The sequence below is a fragment of the Streptomyces seoulensis genome, assembly GCF_004328625.1.
In the GTDB taxonomy this organism is placed as follows: Bacteria; Actinomycetota; Actinomycetes; order Streptomycetales; family Streptomycetaceae; genus Streptomyces; species Streptomyces seoulensis.
In genome coordinates this window covers 936,171-949,371 of the sequence record NZ_CP032229.1, presented here as the reverse complement: position 1 = coordinate 949,371, position 13,201 = coordinate 936,171, and the positions used below count along the sequence as shown (strand labels likewise).

Genomic DNA, 13,201 nt, shown 5'->3' with positions numbered 1-13,201 from the left:
GGCCCGAGAGGGAGTACGAGAAGGTGGCAGCACCTAAGAAGGGCCGGGGCGCGAGTGCCCAGAGCAAGCCAGGGCGCTCGCTGGTCCTCATCCTGATCGCCATCGTGGCGATGACCGGCGGAATGTTCCTCGCCGGGCACACCACCCCGCGTCTCGGCATCGACCTTGCCGGCGGTACGAGCATCACGCTCAAGGCGAAGGCCGACCAGGGGTCGGCGATCAACAAGGCCAACATGGACACCGCGGTCGACATCATGAACCGCCGTGTCAACGGCCTTGGTGTCTCCGAGGCCGAGGTGCAGACCCAGGGCGACGATCACATCATCGTCAACATCCCCAAGGGCACCAACTCCAAGGAGGCCCAGCAGCAGGTCGGCACCACCGCCAAGCTGTACTTCCGCCCGGTCCTGGCCAGCGAGCCCAGCGGCGGCGCGGCCCCCAAGCCGTCGCCGAGCACCTCCTCCGGCGCCAGCGGCTCCCCGAGCCCGGCCGCCAGCCCCTCCGGCGACCAGAAGGCGACCTCGCCCTCCAACGCCCCCTCGCCGAACGCCTCGGCCACCTCGCAGGGCCGCGCCGTCAGCGACGCGCTGAAGGCCGACGCCACCCCGTCGCCCACCGGCTCCCCGAGCGCCAAGTCCTCCGGCGCCCCGGCCAGCCCCTCGCCGACGCCCGGTGCCAACGCGGACGCCGCGAAGCTCCAGGCCCAGTACCAGGCCCTGGACTGCACCAAGCCCGCCGAGCGCGCCAAGGTCGGCAAGGCCGGCAAGCCCGGTGAGCCCACCGTGGCCTGCGGCGAGGTCAACAAGGTCTGGTACAAGTACGTGCTCGGCCCCGCCGCCGTGGACGGCACCGAGGTGAAGAAGGCCCAGGCGATCTTCGACACCCAGGGCGCCTCCGGCTGGCAGGTGCAGATGACCTTCACCTCCTCCGGCGCCAAGAAGTTCGCCGACATCACCGGCGAACTGGCCAAGAACCAGCAGCCGCAGAACGAGTTCGGCATCGTCCTCGACGGCGACGTGGTCTCCAGCCCGTACGTGCAGCAGGCCATCACCGGCGGCCAGGCCGAGATCTCCGGCCGGTTCACGCAGGAGGAGGCCCAGAGCCTCTCCAACATGCTGTCCTACGGCGCGCTCCCGCTGTCCTTCCAGGAGGAGACCGTCACCACGGTCACCGCGGCCCTCGGCGGCGAGCAGCTCAAGGCCGGCCTCCTCGCGGGCGCCATCGGCCTCGTCCTGGTCGTGATCTACCTGGTGGCCTACTACCGCGGACTGTCGCTGGTGGCCATGGCCTCCCTGCTGGTCTCCGCGATCCTCACCTACGTGATCATGTCGCTGCTCGGCCCTGCCATCGGCTTCGCGCTGAACCTGCCCGCCGTCTGCGGTGCCATCGTCGCCATCGGTATCACCGCGGACTCGTTCATCGTGTACTTCGAACGCATCCGGGACGAGATCCGCGAGGGCCGCACCCTGCGTCCCGCCGTCGAGCGGGCCTGGCCGCGCGCCCGGCGCACCATCCTGGTCTCCGACTTCGTTTCGTTCCTCGCCGCCGCCGTGCTGTTCATCGTGACCGTCGGCAAGGTCCAGGGCTTCGCGTTCACGCTCGGTCTGACCACCGTGCTCGACGTCGTGGTGGTCTTCCTCTTCACCAAGCCGCTCATGACGCTGCTGGCCCGCCGCAGGTTCTTCGCCGACGGCCACAAGTGGTCCGGCCTCGACCCGCGGAGCCTGGGCGCCAAGCCCCCGCTGCGCCGCACCCGCCGTCCCTCCGGTCCCACCACGGGCCCCGTCGACCCCAAGGGGGCGTGAGCGATGTCGAAACTCGGTAACCTCGGCGCGCGGCTGCACCGCGGCGAAGTCAGCTACGACTTCATCGGCAAGCGCAAGATCTGGTACGGCGTCTCCATCCTGATCACCATCACGGCCATCCTCGGCCTGGCGGTGCGCGGCCTGAACATGGGCATCGACTTCCAGGGCGGCGCCGTCTTCACCACCCCGACCAAGATGAGCGCCTCGGTCGCCCAGGTCGAGGAGTACGCCCATGACGCCTCCGGCCACGAGGCCGTCGTGCAGAAGCTCGGCAACGGCAGCCTGCGCATCCAGATCGCCGGCCTCGACACCGGCAAGTCCGACGAGGTCAAGCAGACCCTCGCCAAGGACCTGAAGCTCAACCCCGAGAAGCTCAACGCCGACCTGGTCGGCCCGAGCTGGGGTGAGCAGATCGCCAACAAGGCGTGGCAGGGCCTGGCGATCTTCATGGTGCTCGTGGTGATCTACCTGGCGATCGCCTTCGAGTGGCGCATGGCCATCGCGGCCCTCGTCGCGCTGATCCACGACATCACCATCACCGTCGGCATCTACGCCCTCGTCGGCTTCGAGGTCACGCCCGGCACGGTCATCGGTCTGCTGACCATCCTCGGTTACTCGCTCTACGACACGGTCGTCGTCTTCGACAGCCTCAAGGAGCAGACCAAGGACATCACCAAGCAGACCCGCTTCACCTACAGTGACATCGCCAACCACTCGATCAACAGCACCCTGGTGCGCTCCATCAACACCACGGTGGTCGCACTCCTCCCGGTGGCGGGCCTGCTGTTCATCGGCGGCGGTTTCCTCGGAGCGGGCACCCTCAACGACATCTCCCTGTCGCTGTTCGTCGGCCTCGCGGCCGGCGCGTACTCCTCGATCTTCATCGCCACGCCGCTCGTCGCCGACCTCAAGGAGCGCGAGCCGGCGATGAAGGCCCTCAAGAAGCGGGTCCTGGCCAAGCGTGCCCAGGCCGCCGCCGGAGAGGCCCAGGAGGAGTCCCGGTCCGCCACCGGAGAACCGTCCGACGGCGCGGCGCCCGCTGTGGTGGGCCCGCGCGACCAGTCCGCGCCCCGCAACCGGGGCCGCGGCCGACCCTCTGGAAAGCGCCGATGACCTCCATCCAGGAGCTGCTGCTCAGCCGTATCCGCGACGTGGCCGACTACCCGGAGCCGGGCGTGATGTTCAAGGACATCACCCCGCTCCTGGCCGACCCCGCCGCGTTCACGGCCCTCACCGACACGCTGGCCGAGCTCGCCACGGCCACCGGGGCCACCAAGATCGTCGGCCTGGAGGCGCGGGGCTTCATCCTGGGCGCGCCGGTCGCCGTCCGCTCGGGCCTCGGCTTCATCCCCGTCCGCAAGGCCGGCAAGCTCCCCGGGGCCACGCTGCGCCAGGCGTACGACCTGGAGTACGGCTCCGCCGAGATCGAGGTGCACGCCGAGGACCTGTCCGAGGGTGACCGTGTGTTCATCGTGGACGACGTGCTCGCCACCGGCGGTACCGCCGAGGCCGCGATCAAGCTGATCGAGCGCGCCGGCGCACGCGTCTCGGGCGTCGCCGTCCTCATGGAGCTGGGCTTCCTGCAGGGCCGTGCCCGCCTGGAGCCCGCCCTGGACGGCGCGCCCCTGGAGGCGCTGCTCCAGGTCTGAACCGACCGGGCGGACCCTGAGCGGCCGCGAGCGCACCGGGCCTTCCCCGGCCCGCGCTCGCGGCCGTTCCGCTTCCGGCGCCGGGCCCCCGGAATCCACCACACGTCTCCCGTGTTCCCCTGGTGGACCGCTCTCCCCACCGCCTGAAGGCGATGGCGGGGCACGGGATCGCTACCATGGGGTATCCGGAGCCTGACCGGGGGACCCGGATCGCGCACTAGGAGTCCTCTTGCCCGACGAGGCCCAGCCACTGACCGCCGCCAAGCCGGAGTCCGCCTCGGCGCCCGCGGTGAAGCCCGCGCCGAACGCGTCCGACGCGAAGAACGACCGGCGCGGCTCGGTCGAGCACGCCCAGTCGGCGCCGGTGGAGAAGACCGCCGACACCGCGCGCCCCAAGCCCGCCCCCGTGCGCCCCGCGGCCGGTCAGCCCGCGCCCCGCTCCGGCTCCTCCAACCGCGTCCGCGCCCGCCTGGCCCGTCTCGGCGTGCAGCGCGCCAACCCGTACAACCCGGTGCTGGAGCCGCTGCTGCGGATAGTGCGCAGCAACGACCCCAAGATCGAGAACGCCACGCTCCGCCAGATCGAGAGCGCCTACCAGGTGGCCGAGCGCTGGCACCGGGGCCAGAAGCGCAAGAGCGGCGACCCGTACATCACGCACCCGCTGGCCGTCACCACCATCCTGGCCGAGCTGGGCATGGACCCGGCGACCCTGATGGCCGGCCTGCTGCACGACACCGTCGAGGACACCGAGTACGGCCTGGACGACCTGCGCCGGGACTTCGGTGACGTGGTCGCGCTGCTGGTGGACGGCGTCACCAAGCTGGACAAGGTCAAGTTCGGTGAGGCCGCGCAGGCCGAGACCGTGCGCAAGATGGTCGTCGCCATGGCCAAGGACCCCCGCGTCCTGGTCATCAAGCTCGCCGACCGCCTGCACAACATGCGCACCATGCGCTACCTCAAGCGCGAGAAGCAGGAGAAGAAGGCGCGCGAGACCCTGGAGATCTACGCGCCGCTCGCCCACCGCCTGGGCATGAACACCATCAAGTGGGAGCTGGAGGACCTGGCCTTCGCCATCCTCTACCCCAAGATGTACGACGAGATCGTGCGGCTGGTGGCCGAGCGCGCCCCCAAGCGCGACGAGTACCTGGCCATAGTCACCGACGAGGTGCAGGCCGACCTGCGCGCCGCCCGGATCAAGGCGACCGTCACCGGCCGGCCCAAGCACTACTACAGCGTCTACCAGAAGATGATCGTCCGCGGCCGGGACTTCGCGGAGATCTACGACCTGGTCGGCATCCGCGTCCTGGTGGAGACCGTCCGGGACTGCTACGCGGCGCTCGGCACGATCCACGCGCGATGGAACCCGGTCCCCGGCCGGTTCAAGGACTACATCGCGATGCCGAAGTTCAACATGTACCAGTCGCTGCACACGACGGTCATCGGACCCAACGGCAAGCCGGTCGAGCTGCAGATCCGCACCTTCGACATGCACCGCCGCGCCGAGTACGGCATCGCCGCGCACTGGAAGTACAAGCAGGAGGCCGTGGCCGGCGCCTCCAAGGTGCGCACCGACGCGCCGAAGTCGTCCGGCAAGGGCAAGGACGACCACCTCAACGACATGGCGTGGCTGCGCCAACTGCTGGACTGGCAGAAGGAGACCGAGGACCCGGGCGAGTTCCTGGAGTCCCTGCGCTTCGACCTGTCCCGCAACGAGGTCTTCGTCTTCACGCCCAAGGGCGACGTGATAGCGCTCCCGGCCGGGGCAACCCCGGTCGACTTCGCCTACGCGGTGCACACCGAGGTCGGCCACCGGACCATAGGGGCACGCGTCAACGGACGCCTGGTCCCGCTGGAGTCCACCCTGGACAACGGCGACCTGGTGGAGGTCTTCACCTCCAAGGCGCCCGGCGCCGGGCCCTCCCGCGACTGGCTGGGCTTCGTCAAGTCGCCCCGCGCCCGCAACAAGATCCGCGCCTGGTTCTCCAAGGAGCGCCGGGACGAGGCGATCGAACAGGGCAAGGACGCGATCGTCCGCGCGATGCGCAAGCAGAACCTGCCGATCCAGCGCATCCTGACCGGCGACTCCCTGGTCACGCTGGCGCACGAGATGCGGTACTCCGACATCTCCGCGCTGTACGCGGCGATCGGCGAGGGCCATGTCTCCGCGCAGAACATCGTGCAGAAGCTCGTCCAGGCGCTCGGCGGCGAGGAGGCGGCCACCGAGGAGATCGAGGAGCCGGTCCCGCCGACCCGGCGCAGCCGCAAGCGCCGCTCCAGCGCCGACCCCGGTGTCGTCGTCAAGGGCGTCGACGACGTGTGGGTGAAGCTGGCCCGCTGCTGCACCCCGGTCCCCGGCGATCCGATCATCGGGTTCGTCACCCGGGGCAGCGGGGTCTCGGTGCACCGCAGCGACTGCGTCAACGTGGACTCGCTCTCCCGCGAGCCCGAGCGCATCCTCGACGTCGAGTGGGCGCCCACCCAGTCCTCGGTCTTCCTGGTCGCCATCCAGGTCGAGGCGCTGGACCGCTCCCGGCTGCTCTCGGACGTCACCCGCGTCCTGTCCGACCAGCACGTCAACATCCTGTCGGCGGCCGTGCAGACCTCCCGCGACCGGGTCGCCACCTCCCGCTTCACCTTCGAGATGGGCGACCCCAAGCACCTGGGCCACGTCCTGAAGGCCGTGCGGGGCGTGGAGGGCGTCTACGACGTCTACCGCGTCACCTCGGCCCGCAACCGGGGCTAGGGACACAAAACGCCGAGGGGCTCCGTACGGTGTGTACGGAGCCCCTCGGCGTGTGCGGCGGCGGGAGCCGGCCGGGGGAGTGTCAGCCCCCGAACTCCTCAAGACCCTTCAGCGCCTGGTCCAGCAGCGCCTGGCGGCCCTCCAGCTCACGCTCCAGCTTGTCGGCGCGGGGGGTGTTGCCCTGGGCGCGAGCCTGCTCGGCCTGGCCACGGAGCTTGTCCACGGCGGCCTGGAGCTGACCGGTCAGGCCCGCGGCACGGGCGCGCGCCTCCGGGTTGGTGCGGCGCCACTCGGCCTCCTCGGCCTCCTGGATCGCCCGCTCCACCGCGTGCATCCGGCCCTCGACCTTGCCCCGCGCGTCGCGCGGCACATGACCGATGGCCTCCCACCGCTCGTTCACCGAACGGAAGGCGGCACGCGCGGCCTTCAGGTCGCGCACCGGGAGGATCTGCTCGGCCTCCTCGGCCAGCGCCTCCTTCAGCTTCAGGTTCTCGCCCTGCTCCGCGTCCCGCTCGGCGAACACCGAGCTGCGGGCGGCGAAGAACACGTCCTGCGCGCCCCGGAAGCGGTTCCACAGGTCGTCCTCGTGCTCGCGCTGGGCGCGGCCCGCGGCCTTCCAGTCCGCCATCAGCTCGCGGTACCGGGCCGCCGTGACACCCCAGTCCGTCGAGCCCGACAGCGCCTCGGCCTCCGCGACCAGCCGCTCCTTCACCCGCCGGGCGTCCTCGCGCTGCGAGTCGAGCTGCGCGAAGTGCGCCTTGCGGCGCTTGGAGAATGCCGACCGGGCGTGCGAGAAGCGGTGCCACAGCTCGTCGTCGGACTTGCGGTCCAGACGCGGCAGGCCCTTCCAGGTGTCCACCAGGGCCCGCAGCCGCTCACCGGCCACTCGCCACTGGTCGGACGCCGCGAGCTGCTCCGCCTCCGCGACCAGGTCCTCCTTGGCCTTGCGGGCCTCGTCGGACTGCTTGGCCCGCTGCGCCTTGCGCTCCTCGCGCCGCGACTCGACCTTCTCGACGAGCTTGTCCAGCCGGGTCCGCAGCGCCTCCAGATCGCCCACCGCGTGGTGGGCGTCCACCTGCTCGCGGATGTGGCCGATCGCGGTCTGGGCGTCCTTGGCGGACAGATCGGTGGTCTGCACGCGCTTTTCGAGGAGGCCGATCTCGACCACCAGGCCCTCGTACTTGCGCTCGAAGTAGGCAAGCGCCTCCTCGGGGGAGCCGGCCGCCCACGATCCGACGACCTGCTCGCCGTCGGCCGTACGCACGTACACGGTCCCCGTCTCGTCGACGCGGCCCCACGGGTCGCTGCTCACAGCGCCTCCTCCACATGATGCCTGCGGGGAGCCTCCCGGCCCCCTGGCATCGTCCACAGTTTCGTCATCGCCAACATAGGCGACCGGCGGGTGGCCTGTCCGCATCCGGCGGCACCCAATTACGCAGGCGACCGGCCCGCGGAGGCGGACCGGAACACCCCGGCGGGGTCAGGACTTCGTGACCGTCGCCTTGTCGATCACGACCGTCGCGTTCGGGGCGCCGTCGCCCTGGCCGGTGTTCTCGCCCGCCTTGGCGATCTTGTCCAGCACCTTCATCCCGCCCTTGTCGATCGTGCCGAAGGGGGTGTACGAGGGCGGCAGCGGGCTGTCCTTGAAGACCAGGAAGAACTGGCTGCCACCGGTGTGCGGCTGCCCGGTGTTGGCCATCGCGACCGTGCCGGCCGGGTAGGTGTTCTTCTTGAGGCTCGGGTCCTTCAGGTTCTCGTCCGGGATCGTGTAGCCCGGACCGCCGGTGCCGGCGGCCGTCGGGTCACCGCACTGCAGGACGAAGATCCCCTTCGTGGTCAGCCGGTGGCACTTGGTGTGGTCGAAGAAGCCCTTGTCCGCGAGGTAGGAGAAGGAGTTCACCGTGTGCGGGGCCGCCGACGCCTTCAGCGCGATGCCGATGTCGCCGCAGGTGGTGGCCAGCTTCATCGTGTAGTCGGCCGACGTGTCGATCGACATCGCCGGCTCCTTCTTCCAGGACTGCTTCTTCACCGAGCCCTTGGCCGGCTTCTCGCAGGGGTCCGGGACCTTGCTGGGGCTCGCGGGCGCGCTCGGCGAGGACCCGGCGGCGTCCACCTTCTTGTCGCCGTCGTCCTTCATCACGCCCGTCGTGTACAGCGCCACACTGCCGATCACGATCACGCCGAGCACCGACGCGATCACCGAGTTGCGCATGCGCGCCTTGCGTCGCGAGTCCGTGCGCCGCTGCTGCTGCCGCAAGAACTTCTCCCGTGCGAGCTGACGCCGTCGCTGCTCCTGGCTGACCACCGGGTTTCTCCCTCATGCGTGTCGTATGCCGACCGGTACGTGTGCGTCCTGTGATCCGACAGGCGCGTGTAGCCCCGTACCGTATATGGGTTCGCTGAGGAAACGGCAGCGCCGGTAGGCTCTAGGGGCTTCTTCCCTCCGAGGGCCGCCCGCGCGCGAGCCCTCCCGTACCGACACAACGAAGGACGATCGTGCTCATTGCCGGGTTCCCCGCCGGGGCCTGGGGGACGAACTGTTATCTCGTCGCCCCCGCCGCCGGTGAGGAGTGCGTGATCATCGACCCCGGCCATCAGGCCGCCCCCGGCGTCGAGGAAGCGCTGAAGAAGCATCGCCTCAAGCCGACCGCCGTCGTCCTCACCCACGGCCACATCGACCATGTCGCCTCCGTCGTCCCCGTGTGCGGCGCGCACGACGTGCCCGCGTGGATCCATCCCGACGACCGGTACATGTTGAGCGACCCGGAGAAGGCGCTCGGCCGGTCCATCGGGATGCCGCTCATGGGCGAACTGACCGTGGGGGAGCCGGACGACGTCCGGGAGCTGACCGACGGCGCGAAGCTGGACCTCGCCGGGATGGAGTTCTCCGTCGCCCACGCGCCGGGCCATACCAAGGGGTCGGTGACCTTCCGGATGCCCGAGAGCGCCGACGTCCCGTCGGTCTTCTTCTCCGGGGATCTGCTGTTCGCCGGCTCCGTGGGACGCACCGACCTGCCGGGCGGATCGATGGAGGACATGCTCGGGTCGCTGGCACGCGTGTGCCTGCCGCTCGACGACTCCACCGTGGTCCTGTCCGGCCACGGACCCCAGACCACCATCGGCCAGGAACGCGCCACCAACCCCTATCTGCGGCAGGTGGCCACCGGCCAGGGAACCGACCCGGCTCCCCGACGAGGAATGTGACGAGAGAGCTTCCGTGAGCACCTTCAAGGCCCCCAAGGGCACGTACGACCTGATCCCGCCGCAGTCCGCCCAGTACCTCGCCGTCCGCGAGGCCATCGCCGCCCCGCTGCGCAACTCCGGGTACGGCTACATCGAGACCCCGGGCTTCGAGAACGTCGAGCTGTTCGCGCGCGGCGTCGGCGAGTCCACCGACATCGTCACCAAGGAGATGTACGCCTTCGAGACCAAGGGCGGCGACCGCCTCGCCCTGCGCCCCGAAGGCACCGCCTCCGTGCTGCGCGCCGCCCTGGAGGCCAACCTGCACAAGGCGGGCAACCTCCCGGTCAAGCTCTGGTACTCCGGCTCCTACTACCGCTACGAGCGTCCGCAGAAGGGCCGTTACCGCCACTTCTCCCAGGTCGGCGCCGAGGCGATCGGTGCCGAGGACCCCGCGCTCGACGCCGAGCTGATCATCCTGGCCGACCAGGCGTACCGCTCGCTGGGCCTGCGCGAGTTCCGCATCCTGCTCAACAGCCTGGGCGACGCCGAGTGCCGTCCGGTGTACCGGGCCGCGCTCCAGGACTTCCTGCGCGGACTCGACCTCGACGAGGACACCCTGCGCCGCGCCGAGATCAACCCGCTGCGCGTCCTGGACGACAAGCGCGAGTCGGTGCAGAAGCAGCTCACCGGCGCCCCCCTGCTGCGCGACTACCTGTGCGACGCCTGCAAGGCGTACCACGAGGAGGTCCGCGAGCTGATCACCGCCGCGGGCGTCGCCTTCGAGGACGACCCCAAGCTGGTCCGGGGCCTGGACTACTACACCCGCACCACCTTCGAGTTCGTCCACGACGGCCTCGGCTCCCAGTCCGCCGTCGGCGGCGGCGGTCGCTACGACGGCCTCTCCGAGATGATCGGCGGCCCCGCGCTGCCCTCGGTCGGCTGGGCGCTCGGCGTGGACCGCACCGTCCTCGCCCTGGAGGCAGAGGGCGTGGAGCTGGACCTGCCGTCCACCACCAGCGTCTTCGCCGTCCCGCTCGGCGAGGAGGCCCGCCGGGTGCTGTTCGCCAAGGTCACCGAGTTGCGCAAGGTCGGCGTCGCGGCCGACTTCTCCTACGGCGGCAAGGGTCTGAAGGCCGCGATGAAGGCCGCCAACCGCTCCGGCGCCCGCTACGCGCTGGTGCTCGGCGAGCGTGACCTCGCCGAGGGCCTGGTCCAGGTCAAGGACATGGAGTCCGGCGAGCAGACCGCGGTCGGCATCGACGAGGTCGTCGCGGAGCTGGAGTCCCGGCTCTGATCCCCGGGCATCGAGCGGGCGGCGGGCCGGACGTACAGTCGTCCGGCCCGTCACCGTTCGATCGCCTGTGCTGCCGTGCGAACGGAAACGGCCGAAAATAGAGTCACGGCGCCTGGCCCGCTTCGAACTTATCCCCAGCGAACGGTGCGCGGGGGCGCCTGTGCGGCACAATGACCGATGCCCGAAGCAGGCCCGATCTACCGAGTGACGGAAACCGGCGTGATGAGCAAGACGACAGTCAACGACGTCTCCACGGAGCCCGACCACACTCGCGGCACGGCCCGCGTCGAGGGCGGCAGCCGCGCCTTCGCCCTGATGCTGGTGATCACCGGCGCGGCCGGACTGCTCGCCGCCTGGGTCATCACGCTCGACAAGTTCAAGCTGCTGGAAGCGAAGGTCGAGGGCAAGACCTTCGTCCCCGGCTGCAGCCTGAACCCCGTGGTCTCCTGCGGCAGCGTCATGGAGAGCAAGCAGGCCGCCGCCTTCGGCTTCCCCAACCCCATGCTGGGCCTGGTCGCCTACGGCATCGTGATCTGCGTCGGAGTGAGCCTGCTCGCCCGCGCCCGCTTCCCCCGCTGGTACTGGCTCACCTTCAACGCCGGCACGCTGTTCGGCGTCGGCTTCTGCACCTGGCTCCAGTTCCAGTCCCTGTACCGGATCAACGCCCTGTGCCTGTGGTGCTCGCTGGCCTGGGTCGCCACGATCATCATGTTCTGGTACGTCACCTCCTTCAACGTGCGCCAGGGCTTCCTGCCCGCCCCGCGCCCGCTGCGCTCCTTCTTCGGCGAGTTCACCTGGGTCCTGCCCGTGCTGCACATCGGCATCATCGCCATGCTGATCCTGACCCGCTGGTGGAGCTTCTGGACGAGCTGACCGACCGGGCCGCGCCCCCGCGGCCGGGGCCCTTGTCAGTGGGGTGATTTAGGGTTTTCAGCGTGGAAGCCGACCTGTTCACCGCCGCAGCCGAAGAACGCCAGGAGAAGGAGCCCGCGGGCAGCCCCCTGGCGGCACGCATGCGCCCGCGCACCCTCGACGAGGTGGTGGGCCAGCGCCATCTGCTCAAGCCCGGCTCACCGCTGCGCAGACTGGTCGGCGAGGGCGGGAGGGGTCCCGCCGGGCCCTCCTCGGTGATCCTCTGGGGCCCGCCCGGCACCGGCAAGACCACCCTCGCCCATGTCGTCTCCCGCGCCACCGACCAGCGCTTCGTGGAGCTGAGCGCCATCAGCGCCGGCGTCAAGGAGGTCCGCGCGGTCATCGACGGCGCCCGCCGCGCCACCGGCGGCTTCGGCAAGGAGACCGTCCTCTTCCTCGACGAGATCCACCGCTTCAGCAAGGCCCAGCAGGACTCCCTGCTCCCGGCCGTGGAGAACCGCTGGGTCACCCTGATCGCGGCCACCACCGAGAACCCGTACTTCTCGGTCATCTCCCCGCTGCTCTCCCGCTCCCTGCTCCTCACCCTCGAACCCCTCACCGACGACGACGTACGCGACCTCGTGCGCCGCGCCCTCGCCGACGAGCGTGGCCTCGGCGGGACGCTCACCCTCCCCGAGGAGTCCGAGGAGCACATCCTGCGGGTGGCCGGCGGCGACGCCCGCCGCGCCCTCACCGTCCTGGAGGCCGCCGCCGGCGCCTCCCTCGACAAGGGCGACGGCGAGATCGCCCTGACCACGCTGGAGGAGACGGTCGACCGCGCGGCGGTGAAGTACGACCGCGACGGCGACCAGCACTACGACGTGGCCAGCGCCCTGATCAAGTCCATCCGGGGGTCCGACGTGGACGCCGCCCTGCACTACCTGGCCCGGATGATCGAGGCCGGCGAGGACCCCCGCTTCATCGCCCGCCGCCTGATGATCTCCGCCAGCGAGGACATCGGCGTCGCCGACCCCAACGCGCTGCCCATAGCCGTCGCGGCAGCGCAGGCCGTCGCCATGATCGGCTTCCCCGAGGCGTCCCTCACCCTCAGCCACGCCACCATCGCGCTCGCGCTGGCCCCCAAGTCCAACTCCGCGACCACCGCGATCGGCGAGGCCATGGCCGACGTGCGCAAGGGCCTCGCGGGCCCGGTCCCGGCCCACCTGCGGGACGGGCACTACCAGGGCGCCAAGAAGCTGGGCCATGCCAAGGGCTACGTCTACCCCCACAACCAGGCCGACGGCATCGCCGCCCAGCAGTACGCCCCGGACGCCCTGAAGGACCGCGAGTACTACACCCCGACCCGGCACGGCGCCGAGGCGCGGTACGCGGACGCGGTGGAATGGACCAGGAAGCACCTGGGTCGAAAGCGGTCCTGAGCGCCCTGTAGACTGCCTCGAAGTGCTGAGTCCCGTGTCCGGGCCCCCGACAAAGGGGAACGGCTCACCAGAGCGGGACATCCAGCCGGAGAGTCCGCCCCCCGGGGCAGGGTTCTCCAGGAGCGTCGCGCACCGTCGAAGGTGTCGCGGGCAGCCCACCACCCTCCGGCCGAGCGCCGGAACCGGTCGGTGGGCCACTCGCGTGCTGCACGTATGTGCCCAGTTCGGGGAACGGC

The 13,201-nt window shown here is 70.4% G+C and carries 10 protein-coding genes; 8 read left to right on the top strand and 2 right to left on the bottom strand.

Annotated elements, in window-relative coordinates:
* Positions 1 to 23 precede the first annotated feature (23 nt).
* The 4 genes from secD (at position 24) to D0Z67_RS04410 (ending at position 6,197) form a co-directional block, all read left to right on the top strand.
* Positions 24 to 1,805 (top strand): protein translocase subunit SecD, encoded by a 1,782-nt coding sequence (secD, locus tag D0Z67_RS04430; RefSeq protein WP_199812148.1) that lies wholly within the window; start codon positions 24 to 26, stop codon positions 1,803 to 1,805.
* Between the two features lie 3 nt (positions 1,806 to 1,808).
* Entirely contained in the window at positions 1,809 to 2,918 is a 1,110-nt protein-coding gene (secF, locus tag D0Z67_RS04425) for a protein translocase subunit SecF (RefSeq protein ID WP_031180153.1), read from the top strand.
* Positions 2,915 to 3,454 (top strand): adenine phosphoribosyltransferase, encoded by a 540-nt coding sequence (locus D0Z67_RS04420; protein WP_031180154.1) that lies wholly within the window; start codon positions 2,915 to 2,917, stop codon positions 3,452 to 3,454. Before secF ends, D0Z67_RS04420 begins: the two co-directional genes overlap by 4 nt.
* 229 nt (positions 3,455 to 3,683) lie before the next feature.
* On the top strand, positions 3,684 to 6,197 hold the full coding sequence (locus tag D0Z67_RS04410) for a RelA/SpoT family protein (RefSeq protein ID WP_031180155.1): 2,514 nt from the start codon (positions 3,684 to 3,686) through the stop codon (positions 6,195 to 6,197).
* 82 nt (positions 6,198 to 6,279) lie between these two features.
* On the opposite strand, the gene D0Z67_RS04405 is transcribed toward D0Z67_RS04410, so the two are convergent.
* The gene (locus tag D0Z67_RS04405; RefSeq protein ID WP_031180156.1) at positions 6,280 to 7,509 is read right to left on the bottom strand and encodes a DUF349 domain-containing protein; all 1,230 of its coding nucleotides are present in this window, start codon (positions 7,507 to 7,509) and stop codon (positions 6,280 to 6,282) included.
* A gap of 168 nt (positions 7,510 to 7,677) precedes the next feature.
* A complete protein-coding gene (locus D0Z67_RS04400) occupies positions 7,678 to 8,502 on the bottom strand; it encodes a peptidylprolyl isomerase (RefSeq protein ID WP_031180157.1) in 825 nt (274 codons plus the stop codon).
* Between the two features lie 191 nt (positions 8,503 to 8,693).
* Between D0Z67_RS04400 and D0Z67_RS04395 the strand changes: the two genes are divergently transcribed.
* The 4 genes from D0Z67_RS04395 (at position 8,694) to D0Z67_RS04380 (ending at position 12,965) form a co-directional block, all read left to right on the top strand.
* The gene (locus D0Z67_RS04395; RefSeq protein ID WP_031180158.1) at positions 8,694 to 9,401 is read left to right on the top strand and encodes an MBL fold metallo-hydrolase; all 708 of its coding nucleotides are present in this window, start codon (positions 8,694 to 8,696) and stop codon (positions 9,399 to 9,401) included.
* 13 nt (positions 9,402 to 9,414) lie between these two features.
* A complete protein-coding gene (hisS, locus tag D0Z67_RS04390) occupies positions 9,415 to 10,674 on the top strand; it encodes a histidine--tRNA ligase (RefSeq protein ID WP_031180159.1) in 1,260 nt (419 codons plus the stop codon).
* Between the two features lie 222 nt (positions 10,675 to 10,896).
* Positions 10,897 to 11,547, top strand: coding sequence for a vitamin K epoxide reductase family protein (locus D0Z67_RS04385; RefSeq protein ID WP_031180160.1), 651 nt, complete (start codon positions 10,897 to 10,899; stop codon positions 11,545 to 11,547).
* 62 nt (positions 11,548 to 11,609) lie between these two features.
* The gene (locus tag D0Z67_RS04380) at positions 11,610 to 12,965 is read left to right on the top strand and encodes a replication-associated recombination protein A (RefSeq protein WP_031180161.1); all 1,356 of its coding nucleotides are present in this window, start codon (positions 11,610 to 11,612) and stop codon (positions 12,963 to 12,965) included.
* Positions 12,966 to 13,201 lie beyond the last annotated feature (236 nt).